21 protein-coding genes and 1 pseudogene are annotated in these 23443 nt (G+C 50.9%); 14 read left to right on the top strand and 8 right to left on the bottom strand.

The window, feature by feature from the left end:
- The 4 genes and pseudogenes from C0K55_RS07340 to phrB all read left to right on the top strand — a co-directional run.
- Positions 1-190, top strand: a pseudogene (locus C0K55_RS07340) (ISAs1 family transposase); the annotation flags it as partial.
- Between the two features lie 123 nt (positions 191-313).
- Entirely contained in the window at positions 314-607 is a 294-nt protein-coding gene (locus C0K55_RS07335) for a hypothetical protein (RefSeq protein ID WP_105266785.1), read from the top strand.
- A 158-nt stretch (positions 608-765) separates the two neighbouring features.
- Positions 766-1275, top strand: coding sequence for a YbgA family protein (locus C0K55_RS07330; RefSeq protein ID WP_000350026.1), 510 nt, complete (start codon positions 766-768; stop codon positions 1273-1275).
- Positions 1272-2690 (top strand): deoxyribodipyrimidine photo-lyase, encoded by a 1419-nt coding sequence (gene phrB / locus C0K55_RS07325; protein ID WP_105266784.1) that lies wholly within the window; start codon positions 1272-1274, stop codon positions 2688-2690. The genes C0K55_RS07330 and phrB overlap by 4 nt, the downstream gene beginning before the upstream one ends.
- Before the next feature lie 217 nt (positions 2691-2907).
- Here phrB and dtpD read toward each other — a convergent pair whose 3' ends face one another.
- Entirely contained in the window at positions 2908-4389 is a 1482-nt protein-coding gene (gene dtpD / locus C0K55_RS07320; RefSeq protein WP_001032669.1) for a dipeptide permease DtpD, read from the bottom strand.
- Between the two features lie 270 nt (positions 4390-4659).
- Here dtpD and ybgI point away from each other — a divergent pair, with 270 nt between their 5' ends.
- From ybgI to nei, 5 genes are read left to right on the top strand one after another with little or no spacing between them, the layout of a single operon-like run.
- Complete coding sequence (gene ybgI / locus C0K55_RS07315) at positions 4660-5403, top strand: radiation resistance protein YbgI (RefSeq protein WP_000798885.1); 744 nt, start codon at positions 4660-4662, stop codon at positions 5401-5403.
- Between the two features lie 22 nt (positions 5404-5425).
- The gene (gene pxpB / locus C0K55_RS07310) at positions 5426-6082 is read left to right on the top strand and encodes a 5-oxoprolinase subunit PxpB (protein WP_001188383.1); all 657 of its coding nucleotides are present in this window, start codon (positions 5426-5428) and stop codon (positions 6080-6082) included.
- Complete coding sequence (gene pxpC / locus C0K55_RS07305; protein WP_001515990.1) at positions 6076-7008, top strand: 5-oxoprolinase subunit PxpC; 933 nt, start codon at positions 6076-6078, stop codon at positions 7006-7008. Before pxpB ends, pxpC begins: the two co-directional genes overlap by 7 nt.
- Positions 6998-7732, top strand: coding sequence for a 5-oxoprolinase subunit PxpA (gene pxpA, locus C0K55_RS07300; RefSeq protein WP_016242609.1), 735 nt, complete (start codon positions 6998-7000; stop codon positions 7730-7732). Before pxpC ends, pxpA begins: the two co-directional genes overlap by 11 nt.
- A 35-nt stretch (positions 7733-7767) precedes the next feature.
- Entirely contained in the window at positions 7768-8559 is a 792-nt protein-coding gene (gene nei / locus C0K55_RS07295) for an endonuclease VIII (protein ID WP_016248477.1), read from the top strand.
- Here nei and C0K55_RS07290 read toward each other — a convergent pair.
- The 7 genes from C0K55_RS07290 to C0K55_RS25890 all read right to left on the bottom strand — a co-directional run bounded on the left by C0K55_RS07290 (position 8556) and on the right by C0K55_RS25890 (position 16617).
- Complete coding sequence (locus tag C0K55_RS07290) at positions 8556-9602, bottom strand: AbrB family transcriptional regulator (protein ID WP_016248478.1); 1047 nt, start codon at positions 9600-9602, stop codon at positions 8556-8558. The genes nei and C0K55_RS07290 overlap by 4 nt on opposite strands.
- Positions 9603-9750: 148 nt before the next feature.
- A complete protein-coding gene (locus C0K55_RS07285; RefSeq protein ID WP_105266783.1) occupies positions 9751-10812 on the bottom strand; it encodes a fimbrial protein in 1062 nt (353 codons plus the stop codon).
- Complete coding sequence (locus C0K55_RS07280) at positions 10809-11540, bottom strand: fimbrial biogenesis chaperone (protein WP_105266782.1); 732 nt, start codon at positions 11538-11540, stop codon at positions 10809-10811. The genes C0K55_RS07285 and C0K55_RS07280 overlap by 4 nt, the downstream gene beginning before the upstream one ends.
- Positions 11541-11554: 14 nt before the next feature.
- Positions 11555-14014, bottom strand: coding sequence for a fimbria/pilus outer membrane usher protein (locus C0K55_RS07275; protein ID WP_172955682.1), 2460 nt, complete (start codon positions 14012-14014; stop codon positions 11555-11557).
- 50 nt (positions 14015-14064) lie between these two features.
- Positions 14065-14631 (bottom strand): fimbrial protein, encoded by a 567-nt coding sequence (locus C0K55_RS07270; RefSeq protein WP_000472404.1) that lies wholly within the window; start codon positions 14629-14631, stop codon positions 14065-14067.
- A gap of 389 nt (positions 14632-15020) precedes the next feature.
- Entirely contained in the window at positions 15021-16304 is a 1284-nt protein-coding gene (gene gltA, locus C0K55_RS07265) for a citrate synthase (protein WP_000785838.1), read from the bottom strand.
- A 205-nt stretch (positions 16305-16509) separates the two neighbouring features.
- A complete protein-coding gene (locus tag C0K55_RS25890; protein WP_122983127.1) occupies positions 16510-16617 on the bottom strand; it encodes a hypothetical protein in 108 nt (35 codons plus the stop codon).
- A 380-nt stretch (positions 16618-16997) separates the two neighbouring features.
- Between C0K55_RS25890 and sdhC the strand changes: the two genes are divergently transcribed.
- From sdhC to sucA, 5 genes are all read left to right on the top strand, one after another.
- Complete coding sequence (gene sdhC, locus C0K55_RS07250; RefSeq protein WP_000263344.1) at positions 16998-17402, top strand: succinate dehydrogenase cytochrome b556 subunit; 405 nt, start codon at positions 16998-17000, stop codon at positions 17400-17402.
- Complete coding sequence (gene sdhD, locus C0K55_RS07245; protein WP_016248480.1) at positions 17396-17743, top strand: succinate dehydrogenase membrane anchor subunit; 348 nt, start codon at positions 17396-17398, stop codon at positions 17741-17743. Before sdhC ends, sdhD begins: the two co-directional genes overlap by 7 nt.
- Positions 17743-19509 (top strand): succinate dehydrogenase flavoprotein subunit, encoded by a 1767-nt coding sequence (gene sdhA / locus C0K55_RS07240; protein WP_105266780.1) that lies wholly within the window; start codon positions 17743-17745, stop codon positions 19507-19509. The genes sdhD and sdhA overlap by 1 nt, the downstream gene beginning before the upstream one ends.
- Positions 19510-19524: 15 nt before the next feature.
- Positions 19525-20241 carry a succinate dehydrogenase iron-sulfur subunit SdhB gene (sdhB, locus tag C0K55_RS07235; RefSeq protein WP_001235258.1) on the top strand — a complete coding sequence of 239 codons (717 nt, stop codon included), beginning with the start codon at positions 19525-19527 and terminating at the stop codon, positions 20239-20241.
- A 388-nt stretch (positions 20242-20629) separates the two neighbouring features.
- Positions 20630-23431, top strand: coding sequence for a 2-oxoglutarate dehydrogenase E1 component (gene sucA, locus C0K55_RS07230; RefSeq protein ID WP_001181470.1), 2802 nt, complete (start codon positions 20630-20632; stop codon positions 23429-23431).
- Positions 23432-23443: the final 12 nt, after the last annotated feature.

The following is a 23443-nucleotide window of genomic DNA, read 5'->3' as shown; positions in this document are numbered from 1 at the left end:
AATGAATGAAGACGACTGCAAAATAAGAAGAGGAAATGCAGCAGAATTATTTTCAGGGATACGGCACATCGCTATTAATATTTTGACGAATGATAAGGTATTCAAGGCAGGGTTAAGACGTAAGATGCGAAAAGCAGCTATGGACAGAAACTACCTGGCGTCAGTCCTTGCGGGGAGCGGGCTTTCGTAATCTTGCCCTGGTTATTGGGGCCAGTGAGGGTAAAGAATCTCAATGGGTTCGAGTTGAACTTAGCGATGGGAAAATACATGGGCATCCCATATCACTCGATGAATTCCGAAGGCTAACAACACCATGAACATTGATTTCTTAGGAAAAAAAGGGAATGTTGTTTTTAATGACGTTTCCCTGAAGCAAAGTATCCCTCTTAATGAACAGCGAGATGAACTTAAGGAAGATATGCTCCAGGTTGAATATCCAGGTGGGTATCTTTTGGATGTTGGGTGGCGACCATCTTTTGATATAAATGGGAAGTTTTATATTTGTTTAATAAAAGATTTTGATTGGGATATTCCCATTTATAATGGCTCTGCGAAAGATATTGTCTCATTATTATTTGAAATTAACCAAGCTATAAATAAACTTTAAAAAAGCTGGGAGGAAAATTAAATCTTCCCGGCTTTTTATTATTTAATTCTCGTTTAGCACACTAAACGCCCCATCACACATTCCTACAACAGGATTAACTCCACAAATCTCATTTCCCATCGTCTACACTTACTCCTGTAAACCGTTCAGGAGCAGTAATGGATCACCAACTATTAGATGACAGCCCCCTTATCCGCATTTTTGCTTTGCATGCGTTACACAATCTCAAAGAGCGAGGCTTAACGCGCGGGGCGCTTCTCGATTATCACAGCCGCTATAAACTCGTCTTTCTGGCTCATTCCCAGCCTGAGTACCGCAAACTTGGCCCGTTTGTGGCTGATATTCACCGGTGGCAAAATCTGGATGACTATTACAACGAATATCGCCAACGCGTAATTGTTTTGCTTTCTCACCCCGCCAACCCGCGCGATCACACCAACGTTTTGATGCACGTTCAGGGTTATTTTCGCCCGTACCTTGATTCTACAGAACGCCAGCAACTGGCTGCGCTTATCGACAGTTATCGCCGTGGCGAGCAGCCTCTTCTTGCGCCGCTGATGCGTATCAAACACTATATGGCGCTTTATCCTAACGCCTGGCTTTCAGGGCAGCGTTATTTCGAACTTTGGCCGCGTATTTTTAACTTGCGCTATGCAGGAGTTTTATGACCACCCATCTGGTCTGGTTCCGCCAGGATTTACGTCTGCACGATAATCTGGCGCTGGCGGCCGCCTGTCGCAATCCGTCTGCACGCGTGCTGGCGCTGTATATTGCTACACCTCGTCAGTGGGCGACGCATAATATGTCGCCGCGTCAGGCTGAATTTATCAATGCTCAACTTAATACACTGCAAATCATGCTGGCGGAAAAAGGCATTCCCTTGTTGTTTCATGAAGTGGATGATTTTGCCGCCAGCGTTGAAATGGTTAAACAGGTGTGTGAGGAGAACCGCGTAACCCATCTGTTTTATAACTATCAGTACGAGGTGAACGAGCGAGCGCGGGATGCCCTGGTTGAGAAAACGTTGCATAACGTGGTGTGTGAAGGATTTGACGGCAGCGTGATCCTGCCACCGGGCGCGGTGATGACCGGCAATCATGAGATGTACAAAGTTTTTACTCCGTTTAAAAATGCCTGGCTGAAACGGCTGCGGGAAGGGATACCGGAGTGCGTCGCTGCACCAAAAGTTCGTAGTAGCGGATCGATAGCGCCCCCGTCATCCATTACGTTGAATTATCCCCGTCAGTCTTTCGACACAGCGCATTTTCCGGTGGAAGAAAAAACGGCGATTGCACAATTACGCCAGTTTTGCCAGAGCGGTGCCGGAGAGTATGAGCAACAAAGAAATTTTCCGGCAGTGGAAGGCACCAGCCGTTTGTCCGCCAGCCTGGCCACGGGAGGATTATCGCCTCGTCAGTGTTTGCATCGCCTGCTGGCAGAGCAACCGCAGGCACTGGAGGGCGGGGCGGGTAGCATCTGGCTTAATGAGCTGATCTGGCGCGAGTTCTACCGCCATCTGATGACGTATCACCCCTCGCTGTGTAAACATCGCCCGTTTATTGCCTGGACCGATCGCGTCCAGTGGCAGAGTAACCCCGCGCATTTAAAGGCCTGGCAGGAAGGCAAGACCGGCTATCCGATTGTTGATGCTGCCATGCGCCAGCTTAATGGCACTGGCTGGATGCATAACCGTCTGCGGATGATTACTGCCAGTTTTCTGGTGAAAGATTTGTTGATCGACTGGCGCGAAGGCGAGCGATATTTTATGTCGCAACTGATTGATGGTGATTTGGCTGCCAATAACGGCGGCTGGCAATGGGCGGCTTCTACCGGAACTGATGCCGCGCCGTATTTCCGTATCTTTAACCCGACAACTCAGGGCGAGAAATTTGACCGCGAAGGTGAGTTTATCCGCCAGTGGTTACCGGAACTGCGCGATGTGCCGGGGAAATTGGTGCATGAGCCGTGGAAATGGGCGGAGAAAGCAGGCGTGAGGCTGGATTATCCGCAACCGATTGTTGATCACAAAGAAGCGAGAGTACGAACGTTGGCAGCGTATGAGGCTGCGAGGAAGTGGAAATAACTGACGCGTCAGGCAATCGTGCCCGGATGCCGGATGCCGGATGCCGGATGCCGGATGCCGGATGCCGGATGCCGGATGCCGGATGCCGGATGCCGGATGCCGGATGCGGCGTGAACGCCTTATCCGGCCTACTAAATAGTGCAAAATCAATATATTGCAGGGGACTCCAGGCCTGATAAGACGCGTCAGCGTCGCATCAGGCACCGGTGTTGACTTATTAAGACTCCAGCGCCAGCGCACGGTTTCTGAACTTAAGCGCCTGGTACAGCCAAATCATCAGTACCAGCCCCACACAAGCCAGCGCACCCCAGGTGATTTGATCGAACACTTCAATATATGCATTGATGGAGTAGTTGATCGCCCCGGAAGCATCAAACGAAGCTTGCGATGTCTGATCGGCAATGACCCCCGCCAGATAGTTGGCAATCGCACCAGAAAGCAGCATATAAATGCCGGTTAATACACCGGTCACGCCGGGGATTTCAATGCGTGTAATTTGCGACATGGCAACCGGGTCGATAAACAGTTCGGCAAAGCCCATCACCGCCAGCCCCAGCACCATCAGTGGCAGAGAAGAGTGACCATACATTGCAGACCAGCGGGCACTTAAGGCCAGAATGCAGAATCCGGCACTCATCAGGCCGAGGCCAAGTGCAAATTTCCCCCAGATGCGCACGGTACGATTACCCGCGACACTCTCTTTTACGACCCACGCCAGGAACACACCGCACAGCATCACGGCAAAGGCATTAATCGACTGGAACATGGCGGTCGGAACGGTGTAACCAAAAATATCGCGGTTAACGAAACGGTCGATATAAAGGCTGATTGAACTGCCGCCCTGCTGTGCAAAGGCCCAGAACAACATGCTGAAGAAGGTAAGAGTGACAATCAGCCCCAGCTCTTTACGCTGTTTCTGGTTTTCTGCTTTGCGATAAATTTTTGCCAGCACGCCAAGACCAATGATAGTGGCGACAATTAAGGCGTAAACCGACCACTCTTTCCAGAACAATACGGTAATCAGTGCAGGCGTTGCGACCAGCAGAACCAGCAGCCATCCCCAGTTTGGCAGGAGAACGTTTTTCGCACACAGTACCTCTTTGTTAACGCCGCGGGTATGAGCGAAATGACGATTGCCACATAAGAAGATAACCAGCCCGGCGATCATCCCAACCGCAGCCAGGCCAAAGCCCATTGCCCAACTGTACTCTTGCTGGGCATAACCGCAGGCGATAGGTGCGATAATAGAACCCACGTTACCCGCCGCATACATCAGCGAGAAACCGCCATCACGACGTGGATCGGTTGGCTCGTAGAGTTCACCTAGCAGGCAACTGACGTTAGATTTAAACAGACCATAGCCGCAGACGATAATCGCCAGCGAGAGATAAAGGAATGTCGGGTGGATTTCGCTGGCACCCAGCACCAGATGCCCGATCGCCATCAACAACGCCCCCAACATCACTGCCATGCGGTTGCCGAGAACCTTATCCGCGAGGAAACCGCCAAGGATCGGCGTGACATACACCAGCGAACAGTAGGCGCTGAATAACGCGTAAGCGTGAGTATCGTTGTATTTCAGTTGGTTGGTGAGATAGAGAATCAGCAGGGCACGCATGCCGTAGAAGCTAAAATATTCCCAGATTTGTAGCGCGACAACGTAGTAGATAGCGCGCGGCTGTGATGCGTGTTTATTCATAATAATTCCGCGGTTGGATGCGACACCACGTAATAGTTGCGTGGCGTGCGTGTGTTTCTTTAAAGTTAAAACCTTGAAACAGATCTGATTATTTATGCAATATGCTGTCTGTTTGCATAAATATACATGAACTATGGCGTGGCGAGATAAACAATTTGCGTCTTTTGGCGGTGTGTTTGTTTCTTAATATGTCAAAAGATTGGCTATCGACGAACAGGCGAGGTAACGCTATGTTAACGGTGGAGCTATCAGAATACAGAAGGCGCGAAGATGAAAAACACCGAACTGGAACAACTGATTAACGAGAAACTGAACAGCGCGGCGATAAGTGATTACGCGCCGAATGGCTTGCAAGTGGAAGGCCAGGAGACGGTGCAAAAAATTGTTACCGGCGTCACCGCCAGCCAGGCGCTGCTCGATGAAGCTGTGCGTCTTGAGGCTGATGCGGTGATCGTGCATCACGGCTACTTCTGGAAAGGCGAATCGCCGGTGATTCGCGGCATGAAGCGTAACCGTTTGAAAACCTTGCTGGCGAATGACATCAACCTGTATGGCTGGCATCTGCCGTTGGATGCGCATCCGGAACTGGGCAATAACGCGCAGTTAGCGGCATTGTTGGGGATTACGGTAATGGGTGAGATCGAACCACTTGTGCCGTGGGGTGAACTGACGATGCCGGTGCCGGGGCTGGAACTTGCCTCGTGGATTGAAGCGCGTCTGGGACGCAAGCCGTTGTGGTGTGGCGACAACGGCCCGGAGGTGGTACAGCGCGTCGCCTGGTGCACGGGGGGCGGGCAAAGTTTTATCGATAGCGCCGCGCGTTTTGGCGTGGATGCTTTTATTACTGGCGAAGTTTCTGAACAAACCATTCATTCTGCCCGCGAGCAGGGATTGCATTTTTATGCTGCGGGGCACCATGCTACTGAACGCGGTGGTATTCGCGCGTTAAGCGAGTGGTTGAATGAAAATACCGATCTTGATGTGACCTTTATTGATATTCCTAATCCTGCATAACGAATAATCAGAGGGATCGAAAGTGCAACGAGCGCGTTGTTATCTGTTAGGCGAAACGGCGGTAGTGCTGGAGCTGGAGCCGCCAGTGACGTTGGCAAGCCAGAAACGTATCTGGCGACTGGCCCAGCGTCTGGTGGATATGCCGAATGTGGTTGAAGCCATTCCCGGCATGAACAATATCACGGTGATTTTACGTAATCCGGAGTCGCTGGCGCTGGATGCTATAGAGCGTTTGCAACGCTGGTGGGAGGAGAGTGAGGCACTGGAGCCAGAGTCACGCTTTATCGAAATCCCGGTGGTTTATGGTGGCGCAGGCGGGCCGGATTTGTCGGTGGTTGCGGCGCATTGTGGGTTGAGCGAAAAACAGGTTGTTGAATTGCACTCCTCCGTGGAATACGTGGTCTGGTTTTTAGGTTTTCAACCGGGCTTCCCGTATCTCGGGAGTTTACCGGAACAACTAAACACGCCACGACGCGCAGAACCGCGCTTGCTTGTTCCGGCGGGGTCTGTCGGGATCGGTGGATCGCAAACGGGTGTTTATCCGGTGGCAACGCCGGGCGGTTGGCAGTTGATTGGTCATACCTCGCTCAGTTTGTTTGACCCGACCCGTGACGAGCCTATCTTATTACGTCCTGGAGACAGCGTGCGCTTTGTGCCGCAGAAGGAGGGAGTATGCTGAAGATTATTCGCGCGGGGATGTACACCACTGTTCAGGATGGCGGTCGTCACGGCTTTCGCCAGTCGGGTATCAGCCACTGTGGAGCGCTGGATTTGCCTGCGCTGCGCATTGCTAACCTGCTGGTGGGTAATGATGCTAACGCTCCGGCACTGGAAATCACGCTCGGTCAGTTAACGGTTGAATTTGAACGCGACGGCTGGTTTGCCCTGACAGGCGCGGGTTGCGAAGCTCGGTTGGATGATAACGCCGTCTGGACGGGCTGGCGTTTGCCGATGAAAGCAGGTCAGCGTTTAACGCTTAAACGCCCACAACATGGTGTACGCAGCTATCTGGCCGTGGCGGGCGGTATTGATGTTCCGCCAGTGATGGGATCATGCAGTACCGATCTCAAAGTAGGGATTGGCGGGCTGGAAGGGCGCTTACTGAAGGATGGAGACCGACTCCCCATCGGCAAAGCGAAGCGTGATTTTATGGAAGCGCAAGGCGTTAAACAGTTGCTGTGGGGTAACCGGATTCGCGCCTTACCGGGGCCGGAATACCATGAGTTCGATCGCGCCTCGCAGGATGCATTCTGGCGTTCGCCCTGGCAGCTTAGCCCGCAAAGTAACCGGATGGGCTATCGCTTACAGGGGCAAATCTTAAAGCGTAATACATCCCGCGAGTTGTTATCTCACGGCTTGCTGCCGGGCGTGGTGCAGGTGCCGCATAACGGTCAGCCGATTGTGTTGATGAATGATGCACAGACGACCGGCGGTTATCCGCGCATTGCCTGTATCATTGAGGCCGATATGTACCATCTGGCGCAAATTCCACTCGGACAGCCGATTCATTTTGTCCAGTGTTCACTGGAAGAGGCACTAAAAGCGCGGCAGGATCAGCAACGTTATTTCGAACAATTAGCGTGGCGGCTGCACAATGAAAATTGACCTGAACGCCGATCTGGGTGAAGGCTGCGCCAGTGACGCTGAGCTATTAACGCTGGTTTCCTCAGTCAATATTGCCTGTGGATTTCATGCAGGCGACGCGCAAACTATGCAGGCTTGCGTGCGTGAAGCAATAAAAAATAGTGTAGCGATTGGCGCGCACCCGAGTTTCCCCGACAGGGAAAACTTTGGACGCAGCGCCATGCAACTGCCGCCGGAAACGGTTTACGCCCAGACGTTGTATCAGATTGGCGCGCTGGCGGCGATTGCCCGTGGTGAAGGTGGTGTGATGCGTCACGTCAAACCCCATGGCATGCTGTACAACCAGGCGGCGAGAGACGCACAACTGGCAGACGCCATCGCCAGAGCGGTTTACGCTTGCGATCCGGCATTGATTCTCGTTGGACTGGCAGGAAGCGAACTGATTCGTGCAGGCAAGCGATATGGCCTGACAACGCGTGAGGAAGTGTTTGCCGATCGTGGATATCAGGCTGACGGCTCGCTGGTGTCGCGAAGCCAGCCAGGCGCGTTGATTGAAGATGAAGAACAGGCGTTGGGGCAAACGCTGGAGATGGTGCAACACGGCAGAGTGAAGAGTATCACTGGCGAATGGGCGACGGTAACAGTACAGACAGTCTGTTTGCATGGCGACGGTGAGCATGCACTGGCATTCGCCCGCCGACTACGATCTGCATTTGCCGAAAAAGGGATTATGGTTGCAGCATAATCCCGTTGAATAAAGAACGAAAAAAGGAAATCACCATGCCTGAAGGCCCGGAGATCCGCCGTGCAGCGGATAACCTGGAGGCGGCGATCAAAGGCAAACCACTGACCGATGTCTGGTTTGCCTTCCCGCAGTTAAAAACTTATCAATCACAACTTATTGGTCAACACGTCACCCATGTGGAAACGCGCGGAAAAGCGTTGCTGACCCATTTTTCCGGCGGGTTAACGCTTTATAGCCATAACCAACTCTACGGTGTCTGGCGAGTGGTTGATACCGGCGAAGAGCCGCAGACCACGCGGGTGTTGCGGGTAAAACTGCAAACGGCCGACAAAACCATTCTGCTTTATAGCGCCTCGGATATTGAGATGTTGACGCCGGGACAATTGACTACGCATCCGTTCTTACAACGGGTCGGCCCCGATGTGCTCGACCCGAATCTGACGCCGGAAGGGGTGAAAGAACGGTTATTGTCGCTGCGCTTTCGTAACCGTCAGTTTGCCGGATTACTGCTCGATCAGGCGTTTCTGGCGGGGCTGGGCAACTATCTGCGGGTGGAGATCCTTTGGCAGGTTGGGTTGACCGGAAATCATAAAGCGAAAGAACTTAACGCGACACAACTGGATGCGCTGTCGCACGCGCTACTGGATATCCCGCGCCTCTCGTACAAAACGCGTGGTCAGGTTGATGAGAATAAACATCACGGGGCGCTGTTCAGCTTTAAGGTTTTTCATCGTGATGGTGAGAAGTGCGAACGGTGTGGCAGCATCATTGAGAAAACCACGCTATCTTCGCGCCCGTTTTACTGGTGCCCTGGCTGCCAGCACTAGGCAGAACGTTTCGGCGCATAGGTTGAAATAAACCGCGCAATGGCTGGCCCCGTCAGCAAAATACTGAACAGGCGCAGGGTTTGCATCGCCATGATGAGTGCCATATCGGCATTGCTCCCTGCGGCGATGACCGCTACCGTATCAAGCCCGCCAGGGCTGGTGGCGAGGTAGGCGGTCATAAAATCAATATGCATAAACCAGGTCAGCCCCCACGCCATACCGGCACAAATAGCCAGCAGTGCAAAAATCGACAACAGGATTTGCGGCAGTGGGCGTAATGCCCGCAGTAAGATTTGCTTATCGAAACCCAGCCCAATCCGCCAGCCAATCGCCATATATGCTATCGCCAGCAGCCATTCCGGTAACTCAATCGTGATGAACTCGCCAGACTGGAGCACCGCACCCGCCAGCATCGGGATGAGCATCGTGCCGGAAGGAAGACGCAACAGGCATCCCGCCGTGCCAGCAATGACCGCGAGCAAGACGGTAAACAGGAGATTTATGCTGACGGGCGGGAACCAGACTATTTGCTGATTCATCGCTTCAGCGTTATCGCCCAGCATCATTCGCGCTACCAGAACCGCCGCGCCCGCGACAAACAGAACTCGCAGATACTGCATAAACGCCACCAGGCGAATATCTGCGCCGTAATCTTGTGCCATAGCAACCATTGCCGCCGCACCGCCAGGGGAAGAACCCCAGGCACCGGTATTTCCGGGCAGTGAGCTATAGCGCACCAATAACCAGCCCACGATGGCGCTGGAAAGCAACGTTACCAGCAAAATAGTTAACACAATCGGCCAGTTAACGGCCAGAGTGGTGAGAATAGAACCGGTGAGGTTTTGCGCAATCATGCAGCCAAGAATGGCTTGCGCGGCGAGAAAAGCGGAGCGGGGGAGTTGCAGGGTCACTCCGCGCATACTGAAGATGATCCCGGCGAGCATCGGTCCGAGCAATAGCGCCGCCGGGAGATGTACCGCGAGGAAGCCAATAGAAAGGAGAAGTGACAACACACATAACATTCCCCACTGCAAGACTGGCATCCTTCGTATCCTCGTTATTTTATCTTTGGTGTATCGATACAGCATAAAGAAAGCCGGACCTGGAAAAAATAACGGCAATCAAGGAAAAGGGGAAAATCAGCAATTATCTGAATAAGATGCCCTGTACTGGCAAAGGGCATTAGTCTCATCAGTTGTAGTTAATTTTAAAAAGCACCACCGTGTCGAATAGCCCAGCCTCGATGGGAGTGCCTGGCGTGGACGAAAGTTCAGCCGTATAGTTTTTTTCGTAGATCAACATGTCGCTGGTGAAATCGGCATACTCGCTGTATTTGTTGAAGGTGTAGGGCGAGTCGTTTTCATCCAGTAACCGCAGCTTAAGTCCGTTGCCAATGAGTAATGCTTTATCGTCTTCAACTAACGTTTCTTCTGTATAAAACGAGGAGCTAACCTTAAATCCGTCGGTGCATTGATCATTTTGTGATTTGGTCGTTTTAATACCGAACGTTTTTGTCATGTTATGCCGCCGGATATCCAGCACATTAAATTTACCGAAATCAATCACCTGATTGGCTGGGGTAATAGAAAAATTCACGCTGCAATCCAGCACGCGAATGTTTTCCAGACCGATAATATGATATTTCAGGTTTCTGGCGGTGGGATCTTCGTTAACACTGCCCGCGCCATCAAATTGCACCACGATGTAGTCGCTGAGAGTACTTTGATAATCATGAGGCGGCATGGTGCGGACTTTGACGTAAAGTCGCATACGTGCAATAAAAGTCCGTGATTTATGAATATTTGTCGGCTCACCGGAGCAAAGTTTGTTTTGCCAGCCCATCGCAATGATCTGTTCCGGGGTGTAAATATCAATTTTCTTACTATCGATACACTGATTCGTGTCGATGCGGCTTTGCCCCAGACTGGCGTCATAGTCCACACCTTCATAGGTTACGCCTAATTGATAATAGGGATCCTGCACGCCTGGGTACGGGTTTACCCAAGCAAAAACATGCTCACTCTCAAAGTTGCCGTTAGTATTGTTGTCGCAATAGACGGGAATTCTAATATCATCAGACTCCCAGATTTTATCGCCGGGTTTGGCATTACCCGGTACAGCAAACGGCTGAATATTTTCTGATTTTTCTACCTGACCACCCGATGCACCAAAATAACAGTCCAGCGCCAGCGCAGACCTCAGCGGCAGAAATAGCAGACAAATAACAAGTAATAATCCTTTGCCAGCACTCATTTCTTCGCCTCCACTGGCTGTAAACGGCACGGCCCGTTACAGTCCAGGGTGGTCATTCGCAATGCGTCGTAATCATCCATGTAGCCGAGGTAAAATTGACTGCCGTTATAGCTTCCCGTATGAGTGGTTACCGAGCCGAAAGGTGCGACCATAGTGGTTTTGAAACCGGGGAGTACCCCTTTTTCATTTTGCCCCAGGTAGGCGATAGTCAGATAATAGGCGGTAGGATTTTTCAGTGTCAGTTGGTTGCTCTGTTGGCTAACCTGTAACTGCAGCTCTACATGTTCACCTGTTTTCTTGCGTAACGTTGCAGGTCGCCAGAACAATTTGATACGACTTTGGATAGCGATCTGAAGTACCGCATGATCGCTGCTTTTATCCGGGGCTGGAGGAATTTCGCGCATGTTATAGTAGAACAGCGTTTCGCGATCGCCGGGCAATTTTGGAGTTGATGCTTGTTTTACAATCCGCACTTGCGATGTTGCTTTCGGTTCCAGACGTTGAATCGGTGGCAGGGCGACCAGAAGATCGTCGCTTTTCTCCCCTTTTTCATTTTCTATCCAGGAATAAGCAAGATAAGGCAGTTTGTCACTCTGGTTTTCTATTCGCAGGCTGGTGGCTTTATCATTGGCGTTAAACACAATGCGTGTGCGATCAGGTTGCACTGCAGCGTAGCTACCCAGGCTGACGGTTAACAGAATCAGTGGCAGTCCTTTAATAAATGTCATTCGCTTTTCCTTAATTAATGACAAGGTAAAATCAGGCGTTTTGTTGTGTCTTCCAGACGTTCTGGTAGATGAATAATGCAACTTTGTTTGTCACCCCAGATCACGGTAAATTGTTGATTTTCAGCAACACCGCTTAACCAGGCATGACCTTCTTCGCCAACCATACCCACGCTGATACCGCTGTCATCCTGCCGGATATCGGCACCGAGAGGTGGGAAATGGCCGTTGGCGGTGCGAATGATGGTGTTAACGTCTTTACCGGAACGGGATGCCAGCGATTTGTAACCAATCGCGCCTTCAATCCACGTTTCTTTGATGACATTTTCTGCTACCGTCACGCCGTCAGGTAAATCATTCATGTTGACTGCCACGGTGGACGGCTGGTAACTGGAAATTAGCGGTATCACGGCGATACCAAAATGATTGGTATAATCGAGTTGGCCCTGAACCGGGATATCTGCCACACCATCGGTGCTGATCATCAACCGTGGTTCATTGGTGGAGCTGCGGCGATGGAACGCTGCACCATATTGGGTTGCGGTGAAAGAACCGCTCCAGCTAGTGCTGACAGAGCTGTAATCATTGGCGGCATAGGTGCCAGAAAGATCCCATTCGCCCGCCGAACTCAGATGTTGATAGTTGCCGCTCAACTGTGCGCCATCATCCGGGCGATCGGATTGCATTCCTGCAGACATGCCCCAGCTATTACGTTCATCCAGCGTATCATTCAATGACATGCGGTGTGTGGTGCTGCTGCTACTGTTTTGCATGTCATAACCGATTCGACCACCGTTACCAATGGGTAATGAAATCGACAAGTAAATCTGGTTGTCGCGATCTTTGTCTTCGTAGTGGGTCGTATTGAACGACGTTGAGATTGAGATATCTTTCCAGTCACCAATATCAACATTAAAGCCCGCCGTGATGTTGGCAGTCGTGGAGGCATCTGCGTTCCACCAGGTCTGATGTAAGAGGTTGGCGTACAGGTTGAGATTCAGCGGGATAATCGGTTGGCCTACGGATAAGCTGATTGTCTGTTTTTCATCTTGTGCATCGTTGTCGTTGTATTTGTGATCCAGATAGTTGGCGTAGCTGTGAAAATGACGATCTGAGAAGCGATAAGCGGCGAGCGAAATCGTGCTGTTTGTGGCATCTACTTGTTTGCTGTAATTAAAGCGATAGCTTAAGCCCCGCTCGTCCTGCTGGTTATCAAAATGGCTACTGGCCCAGGTGACATCAAACGATAGCGCGCCAAGCCAGAGCATATTTTGCCCGATACCCAATGCGGCAGAATGGTAGTCATCACCAGAAATCAGCAGGCCGCCGTACAGCGAGGTGTTTGAGAGCATACCCCAGGAAACTTCATTGCTAAAAAAGGTTTCATTTTCAGTTTGATGTGACATGGAGGGTCGTGGCTGGCCTGCGGCCAGTTTATAGCGAGCCTGCCCCTGGCGCGTCAGGAAGGGCGTTGATGCTGCCGACACCTGGAAATTATTCACACGACCATCTTCCTCTGTCACTTTAACATCTAACGTACCCTGGACGGACTGATTAAGGTCATCAATGATAAACGGGCCTGGCGGGACTTTTTTCTGGTAAATAACGCGGCCTGATTGACTGATAGTCACCGTGGCATTGGTTTGTGCTATACCGCTAATTTGTGGGGCGTAGCCGCGCAGTTCCCACGGTAACATCCGATCGTCACTCGCCAGTGCCGCGCCGGTATAAGAAAAGCCATCGAAAATATTGGAACTGAAATCCGTTTCACCGAGGGTTAATTTTGAACCTAATTGCGGTAATGGGCGAAAAAGATAAGTGCGTGATATTTCGCCTGACTGTTCATGGTTATCATCGCTATCGGTCTGATTCAACTGGTAATCACTGCGTAAGCGCCATGCCCCTGCGTTAATTCCGACTGTTCCGTAGGCGTTCAGGTTAGTGCTGCTGCTGCCATCCTGTGGGCGGTAGCTGCTGGCAAACAGGTTGTAATCCATCAGGATCCCGGCGACACCTTCTTTCCATGTGGAGGGGGGCATCCAGTTTTCTGAATGCCACGCCAGCCAGGCTTGCGGAATAGTGATATTCAGTTGCTGATTGGTCTGATCAAAATTGAAGAGCATTTCAGGTCGGGAGCTAAAATCGACGCACTGATTTATCAGTGGTAACGACTGACGGACTTCAGGTTTTAAGCCAAATTTATCGACCAGTAATTCATTGATGCACGGAATGGTTTTATCACCATTTTTTTGCCAGTTAATTTTTTGCCCATTACTGATTTGGTTATTATTTGCTACAATGCTAACAAAATATTCACCGGGAACAATGACACCTTTTTCCTTTAATAATGAAATATCAATGCGGTCGCGCATTGATTTATCGAGGACATTCAGGTTGAATTCGACCGCCACTGCGGAAGGCATCGCCATGACCAGACAGGATACAAAAGAGAGTCGATAAATATTCACGGTGTCCATACCTGATAAATATTTGAAGAAAGGCGGCGATGACGCCGCCAAAATAATACTTATTTATAATCCAGCACGTAGGTCGCGTTAGCCGTAACTGCGCCTGGAGTTACTGGTGTAACCTGATCAATTTGTTCCATCCAGGCAAAGAAATTCAGCGTTTGCTCGCTGGACGTCGGTGCCAGGTCGATGTCCGGAGAAGCTGTGCCTAAAATGATATTACTTTGATCCTTATTCATTAAACGCACACCGACACCGGTGGCTTCTCCAGTGCTGGTATTGTTGAGTATCGGGTCTGCACCGGTGGTTTTCGCTGAGCTGTCAAAGGTGACCGCGACTTTAGAAATCTTGCCACCGGAACCGTTATTAGAGTTTTCCAGATCGCAATTGACTAAGCGTAGGTCGACAGCAACGACATCGCTGTGATGTGACTGATTAATGTGGCTGGTGGTCACCTGGCCGAGTTCAACTTCTTTATCGATATCATCCTGATGGATTTCACATGGTGCTTCAATAACTTCACCTTTAAAGTGAATTTCACCGGAACCTTCATCAGCAGCATGAACAGGTGCTGTGAACAACAGAGATACAGCCAGTGCAGCTAATGTTTTTTGTCCTTTAAACATAACTGAGTCCTTTAAATAAAGAGATAGAGTATTGCGTGACAAGAATATCTGAGCTGGCAATTGAATATGTTTTGTTTTATTTAACAATATTAAAAATCTTGTTATGTAATAGGACCATTAATTGATTATGTAAATTTATTGTTTTATGTGATGAAGGTAGGGCGCATTTGGATATGCATAATTTTCATTGGGTTAATGATGCTACCGACGGGGAAGTATAAAGTTAAACTTATCATTCTGCTCAGAATATGAGTTATCACATTTTTTAACCCTATTTATGGATATTTGTACTCGATTTAATTTTTACAGTTTTTTGTGTTTAGGCATATAAAAATTAACCCGCCATATAGAGGACGGGTTAAAAGAATTTACTGCGCAGTAATCAAAGACTAGCGTTTGATATCGCTTTTAAAATCGCGTTTTTCGTAACCAGTATACAGTTGGCGTGGACGGGCGATTTTCATGCCTTCGTTATGCATTTCGCTCCAGTGAGCAATCCAGCCGACAGTACGCGCCATGGCGAAGATCACGGTGAACATAGAAGACGGAATACCCATCGCTTTCAGAATGATACCGGAGTAGAAATCTACGTTCGGGTACAGTTTCTTCTCGATAAAGTACGGGTCATTCAGCGCGATGTTTTCCAGCTCCATAGCCACTTCCAGCAGCTCATCTTTGCTGCCCAGCTCTTTCAGCACTTCGTGGCAGGTTTCACGCATTACTGTGGCGCGTGGGTCGTAGTTTTTATACACGCGGTGACCGAAGCCCATCAGGCGGAAAGAGTCATTTTTATCTTTCGCACGACGCATAAATTCCGGAATGTGTTTCACCGAGCTGATTTCTTCCAGCATTTTCAGCGCAGCTTCGTTAGCACCACCGTGAGCCGGTCCCCACAGAGAGGCGATACCTGCTGCGATACAGGCGAACGGGTTCGCACCCGAAGAGCCAGCGGTACGCACGGTAGAGGTCGACGCGTTCTGTTCATGGTCTGCGTGCAGGATCAGAATACGATCCATCGCGCGTTCCAGAATCGGATTGACTTCATACGGTTCGCACGGTGTGGAGAACATCATGTGCAGGAAGTTACCGGCGTAGGAGAGGTCATTGCGTGGGTAAACAAATGGCTGACCAATGGAATACTTGTAGCACATTGCTGCCATGGTCGGCATTTTCGACAGCAGACGGAACGCCGCGATTTCACGATGACGCGGATTGTTAACATCCAGTGAGTCGTGATAAAACGCCGCCAGTGCGCCGGTAATACCGCACATGACCGCCATCGGATGAGAGTCGCGGCGGAAGGCGTGGAACAGACGAGTAATCTGTTCGTGGATCATGGTATGGCGGGTAACCGTAGTTTTAAATTCGTCATACTGTTTCTGGGTCGGTTTTTCACCATTCAGCAGAATGTAACAGACTTCCAGGTAGTTAGAATCGGTCGCCAGTTGATCGATCGGGAAACCGCGGTGCAACAAAATACCTTCATCACCATCAATAAAAGTAATTTTAGATTCGCAGGATGCGGTTGAAGTGAAGCCTGGGTCAAAGGTGAATACACCTTTTGAGCCGAGAGTACGGATATCAATAACATCTTGACCCAGTGTGCCTTTCAGCACATCCAGTTCAACAGCTGTATCCCCGTTGAGGGTGAGTTTTGCTTTTGTATCAGCCATTTAAGGTCTCCTTAGCGCCTTATTGCGTAAGACTGCCGGAACTTAAATTTGCCTTCGCACATCAACCTGGCTTTACCCGATTGTTATTTGGCTCGCCGCTCTGCGAAAGAGGGGAAAACCTGGGTACAGAGCTCTGGGCGCTTGCAGGTAAAGTATTCATTGATGACGAATAAACGGCGAATCAAGCACTTAGCAATCCGAATTATTAAACCTGTCTATCACTAATAACTGTCCTGGATGGATTGGTCAATACTTCCACACTGTTACATAAGTTAATCTTAGGTGAAATAGTGACCCCATAACTTTTACGCATTATATGCTTTTCCTGATGATGTTTGTAACAACTTTGTTGAATGATTGTCAAACTAGATGATTAAAAATTAAATAAATGTTTTTATCGTGACTCAGATCACTGTTCTGGATAAAACCAGACAAACCATATGTAGGTTAATTGTAATGATTTTGTGAACGACCTATACTGCCGCCAGGTCTCCGGAACACCCTGCAATCCCGAGCCACCCAGCGTTGTAACGTGTCGTTTTCGCATCTGGAAGCAGTGTTTTGCATGACGCGCAGTTATAGAAAGGACGCTGTCTGACCCGCAAGCAGACCGGAGGAAGGAAATCCCGACGTCTCCAGGTAACAGAAAGTTATCCTCTGTACCCGTAGTCCCCAGGGAATAATAAGAACAGCATGTGGGCGTTATTCATGATAAGAAATGTGAAAAAACAAAGACCTGTTAATCTGGACCTACAGACCATCCGGTTCCCCATCACGGCGATAGCGTCCATTCTTCATCGCGTTTCCGGTGTGATCACGTTTGTTGCAGTGGGCATCCTGCTGTGGCTTCTGGGTTCCAGTCTCTCTTCTCCCGAAGGTTTCGAACAAGCTTCCGCCATTATGGGCAGCTTCTTCGTCAAATTTATCATGTGGGGCATCCTTACCGCTCTGGCATATCACGTCGTCGTAGGTATTCGCCACATGATGATGGATTTTGGCTATCTGGAAGAAACATTCGAAGCGGGTAAACGCTCCGCCAAAATCTCCTTTGTTATCACTGTCGTGCTTTCACTTCTCGCAGGAGTCCTCGTATGGTAAGCAACGCCTCCGCATTAGGACGCAATGGCGTACATGATTTCATCCTCGTTCGCGCCACCGCTATCGTCCTGACGCTCTACATCATTTATATGGTTGGTTTTTTCGCTACCAGTAGCGAGCTGACATATGAAGTCTGGAGCGGTTTCTTTGCCTCTGCGTTCACCAAAGTGTTTACCCTGCTGGCGCTGTTTTCCATCTTGATTCATGCCTGGATCGGCATGTGGCAGGTGTTGACCGACTACGTTAAACCGCTGGCCTTGCGTCTGATGCTGCAACTGGTAATTGTTGTTGCGCTGGTGGTTTACGTGATTTATGGATTCGTTGTGGTGTGGGGTGTGTGATGAAATTGCCAGTCAGAGAATTTGATGCAGTTGTGATTGGTGCCGGTGGCGCAGGTATGCGCGCGGCGCTGCAAATTTCCCAGAGCGGCCAGACCTGTGCGCTGCTTTCCAAAGTCTTCCCGACCCGTTCCCATACTGTTTCTGCGCAAGGCGGCATTACCGTTGCGCTGGGTAATACCCATGAAGATAACTGGGAATGGCATATGTACGACACCGTCAAAGGGTCGGACTATATCGGTGACCAGGACGCGATTGAATATATGTGTAAAACCGGGCCGGAAGCGATTCTGGAACTGGAACATATGGGCCTGCCGTTCTCGCGCCTTGATGATGGTCGTATTTATCAGCGTCCATTTGGCGGCCAGTCGAAAAACTTCGGCGGTGAGCAGGCGGCACGTACTGCGGCGGCGGCTGACCGTACCGGTCATGCACTGTTGCACACCCTTTATCAGCAGAACCTGAAAAACCACACCACCATTTTCTCCGAATGGTATGCGCTGGATCTGGTGAAAAATCAGGATGGCGCGGTGGTTGGTTGTACCGCACTGTGCATCGAAACCGGTGAAGTGGTTTACTTCAAAGCCCGCGCAACGGTGCTGGCGACTGGCGGGGCTGGGCGTATTTATCAGTCCACCACTAACGCCCACATTAATACCGGCGACGGCGTTGGCATGGCTATCCGTGCTGGCGTACCAGTGCAGGATATGGAAATGTGGCAGTTCCACCCGACCGGCATTGCGGGTGCGGGTGTGCTGGTGACTGAAGGTTGTCGTGGTGAAGGCGGTTATCTGCTGAACAAACATGGCGAACGCTTTATGGAGCGTTATGCACCGAACGCCAAAGACCTGGCGGGGCGTGATGTGGTGGCGCGTTCCATCATGATCGAAATCCGTGAAGGTCGCGGTTGTGATGGTCCGTGGGGGCCACACGCAAAACTGAAACTTGACCATCTGGGTAAAGAAGTTCTTGACTCCCGTCTGCCGGGTATCCTTGAACTCTCCCGAACCTTTGCTCACGTCGATCCGGTGAAAGAACCGATTCCGGTTATCCCTACTTGCCACTATATGATGGGCGGTATTCCGACCAAAGTGACCGGTCAGGCGCTGACTGTGAATGAGAAAGGCGAAGATGTGGTGATTCCAGGGCTGTTTGCGGTGGGCGAAATTGCCTGTGTATCGGTACACGGCGCTAACCGTCTTGGCGGTAACTCTCTGCTGGATCTGGTGGTATTTGGACGAGCGGCGGGTCTGCATCTGCAAGAATCTATCAGTGAACAGGGTGCACTGCGCGATGCCAGCGAGTCTGATGTTGAAGCCTCTCTGGAACGCATGAATCGCTGGAACAACAACCGTAACGGTGAAGATCCGGTGGCGATTCGCAAAGCACTGCAAGAATGTATGCAGCATAACTTCTCGGTATTCCGGGAAGGTGATGCGATGGCGAAAGGCCTTGAGCAGTTGAAAGTGATCCGCGAGCGGCTGAAAAATGCTCGTCTGGATGACACCTCCAGTGAGTTCAACACTCAGCGCGTTGAGTGCCTGGAACTGGATAACCTGATGGAAACGGCTTATGCAACGGCTGTTTCTGCTAATTTCCGTACCGAAAGCCGTGGCGCGCATAGCCGCTTCGACTTCCCGGATCGTGATGATGAAAACTGGCTGTGCCACTCCCTGTATCTGCCAGAGTCGGAATCCATGACGCGACGTAGCGTCAACATGGAACCGAAACTGCGCCCGGCATTCCCGCCGAAGATTCGTACTTACTAATGCGGAGACAGGAAAATGAGACTCGAGTTTTCAATTTATCGCTATAACCCGGATGTTGATGATGCTCCGCGTATGCAGGATTACACCCTGGAAGCGGAAGAAGGTCGCGACATGATGCTGCTGGATGCGCTTATTCAGCTCAAAGAGAAAGATCCCAGCCTGTCGTTCCGCCGCTCCTGCCGTGAAGGAGTGTGCGGTTCTGACGGTCTGAACATGAACGGCAAAAATGGTCTGGCTTGTATAACCCCAATTTCGGCACTCAACCAGCCGGGCAAGAAGATTGTGATTCGCCCGCTGCCTGGTTTACCGGTGATCCGCGATTTGGTGGTAGACATGGGACAATTCTATGCCCAATATGAGAAAATTAAGCCTTACTTGTTGAATAATGGACAAAATCTACCAGCTCGTGAGCATTTACAAATGCCAGAGCAACGTGAAAAACTCGACGGGCTGTATGAATGTATTCTCTGCGCATGTTGTTCAACCTCTTGTCCGTCTTTCTGGTGGAACCCCGATAAGTTTATCGGTCCGGCAGGCTTGTTAGCGGCGTATCGTTTCCTTATCGATAGCCGTGATACCGAGACTGACAGCCGCCTCGACGGTTTGAGCGATGCATTCAGTGTATTCCGCTGTCACAGCATCATGAACTGCGTCAGTGTCTGTCCAAAAGGGCTGAACCCGACGCGCGCCATCGGCCATATCAAGTCGATGTTGTTGCAACGCAATGCGTAAACCTCAGGCCTGATAAGATGCGCAAGCGTCGCATCAGGCAACCAGAGCCGGATGCGGCGTGAACGCCTTATCCGGCCTACAAAAGAAATGCAGGAAATCTTTAAAAACTGCCCCTGACACTAAGACAGTTTTTAAAGGTTCCTTAGCGGACGCAGAAAATACGACAAGTCCGCAACAAGTGAACCCCGGCACGCACATCATTGTGCGTGGTAGTATCCACGGCGAAAATACTCGTCATATTTCACGTTGCATGTGCGTTGGTTGCGCTTGCTTACCCCGGTCACTTACTGAGTGTAAGCTCCCGGGGATTCACAAGCTGACCAACTTCCTGAAACGTGAACTATTTAGAGTATTAAGTAAGCATAAAAAAGATGCTTAAGGGATCACGATGCAGAACAGCGCTTTGAAAGCCTGGTTGGACTCTTCTTACCTCTCTGGCGCAAACCAGAGCTGGATAGAACAGCTCTATGAAGACTTCTTAACCGATCCTGACTCGGTTGACGCTAACTGGCGTTCGACGTTCCAGCAGTTACCTGGTACGGGAGTCAAACCGGATCAATTCCACTCTCAAACGCGTGAATATTTCCGCCGCCTGGCGAAAGATGCTTCACGTTACTCTTCAACGATCTCCGACCCTGACACCAATGTGAAGCAGGTTAAAGTCCTGCAGCTCATTAACGCATACCGCTTCCGTGGTCACCAGCATGCGAATCTCGATCCGCTGGGACTGTGGCAGCAAGATAAAGTGGCCGATCTGGATCCGTCTTTCCACGATCTGACCGAAGCAGACTTCCAGGAGACCTTCAACGTCGGTTCATTTGCCAGCGGCAAAGAAACCATGAAACTCGGCGAGCTGCTGGAAGCCCTCAAGCAAACCTACTGCGGCCCGATTGGTGCCGAGTATATGCACATTACCAGCACCGAAGAAAAACGCTGGATCCAACAGCGTATCGAGTCTGGTCGCGCGACGTTCAATAGCGAAGAGAAAAAACGCTTCTTAAGCGAACTGACCGCCGCTGAAGGCCTTGAACGTTACCTCGGCGCAAAATTCCCTGGCGCAAAACGCTTCTCGCTGGAAGGTGGTGACGCGTTAATCCCGATGCTTAAAGAGATGATCCGCCACGCTGGCAACAGCGGCACCCGTGAAGTGGTTCTCGGGATGGCGCACCGTGGTCGTCTGAACGTGCTGGTGAACGTGCTGGGTAAAAAACCGCAAGACTTGTTCGACGAGTTTGCCGGTAAGCATAAAGAACACCTCGGCACGGGCGACGTGAAATACCACATGGGCTTCTCGTCTGACTTCCAGACCGATGGCGGCCTGGTACACCTGGCGCTGGCGTTTAACCCGTCTCACCTTGAGATTGTAAGCCCGGTGGTTATCGGTTCTGTTCGTGCCCGTCTGGACAGACTTGATGAGCCGAGCAGCAACAAAGTGCTGCCAATCACCATCCACGGTGATGCCGCAGTGACCGGACAGGGCGTAGTTCAGGAAACCCTGAACATGTCAAAAGCGCGTGGTTATGAAGTTGGCGGTACGGTGCGTATCGTTATCAACAACCAGGTGGGCTTCACTACCTCTAACCCGCTGGATGCCCGTTCTACGCCGTACTGTACTGATATTGGTAAGATGGTACAGGCACCGATTTTCCACGTTAATGCGGATGATCCGGAAGCGGTTGCCTTTGTTACCCGTCTGGCGCTCGATTTCCGTAACACCTTCAAACGTGATGTTTTCATCGACCTGGTATGCTACCGCCGTCACGGCCACAACGAAGCCGACGAGCCGAGTGCAACCCAGCCGCTGATGTATCAGAAAATCAAAAAACATCCGACGCCGCGCAAAATCTACGCGGACAAGCTGGAGCAGGAAAAAGTGGCGACGCTGGAAGATGCCACCGAGATGGTTAACCTGTACCGCGATGCGCTGGATGCGGGCGATTGCGTAGTGGCTGAGTGGCGTCCGATGAACATGCACTCTTTCACCTGGTCGCCGTATCTCAACCACGAATGGGATGAAGAATACCCGAACAAGGTTGAGATGAAGCGTTTGCAGGAACTGGCAAAACGTATCAGCACGGTGCCAGAAGCCATTGAGATGCAGTCTCGCGTTGCCAAGATTTATGGTGATCGCCAGGCGATGGCGGCCGGTGAAAAACTGTTTGACTGGGGCGGCGCGGAAAACCTTGCTTACGCCACGCTGGTTGATGAAGGTATTCCGGTTCGTCTGTCTGGTGAAGACTCCGGTCGCGGAACCTTCTTCCACCGTCACGCAGTGATTCACAACCAGTCCAACGGCTCCACTTATACGCCGCTGCAACATATTCATAACGGTCAGGGCGCGTTCCGCGTCTGGGACTCCGTACTGTCTGAAGAAGCAGTGCTGGCATTTGAATACGGTTATGCCACCGCAGAACCGCGGACGTTGACCATCTGGGAAGCACAGTTCGGTGACTTTGCCAACGGTGCCCAGGTCGTTATTGACCAGTTCATCTCCTCCGGCGAACAGAAATGGGGCCGTATGTGTGGTCTGGTGATGCTGCTGCCGCACGGTTACGAAGGGCAGGGGCCGGAGCACTCCTCCGCGCGTCTGGAGCGTTATCTGCAACTTTGCGCCGAGCAAAACATGCAGGTTTGCGTACCGTCTACTCCGGCACAGGTTTACCACATGCTGCGTCGCCAGGCGCTGCGCGGGATGCGTCGTCCGCTGGTGGTCATGTCACCGAAATCGCTGCTGCGTCATCCGCTGGCGGTTTCCAGCCTCGAAGAACTGGCGAACGGCACCTTCCTGCCAGCCATCGGTGAAATCGACGAGCTTGATCCGAAGGGCGTGAAGCGCGTAGTGATGTGTTCTGGTAAGGTTTATTACGACCTGCTTGAACAACGCCGTAAGAACAATCAACAAGATGTCGCCATCGTGCGTATCGAGCAACTCTACCCGTTCCCGCATAAAGCGATGCAGGAAGTGTTGCAGCAGTTTGCTCACGTCAAGGATTTTGTCTGGTGCCAGGAAGAGCCGCTCAACCAGGGCGCATGGTACTGCAGCCAGCATCATTTCCGTGAAGTGATTCCGTTTGGGGCTTCTCTGCGTTATGCAGGCCGCCCGGCCTCCGCCTCTCCGGCGGTAGGATATATGTCCGTTCACCAGAAACAGCAACAAGATCTGGTTAATGACGCGCTGAACGTCGAATAAATAAAGGATACA

Source organism: Escherichia sp. MOD1-EC6098, assembly GCF_002965865.1.
GTDB classification, from domain to species: domain Bacteria; phylum Pseudomonadota; class Gammaproteobacteria; order Enterobacterales; family Enterobacteriaceae; genus Escherichia; species Escherichia marmotae.
This window is presented reverse-complemented; position numbering and strand designations above follow the sequence as displayed.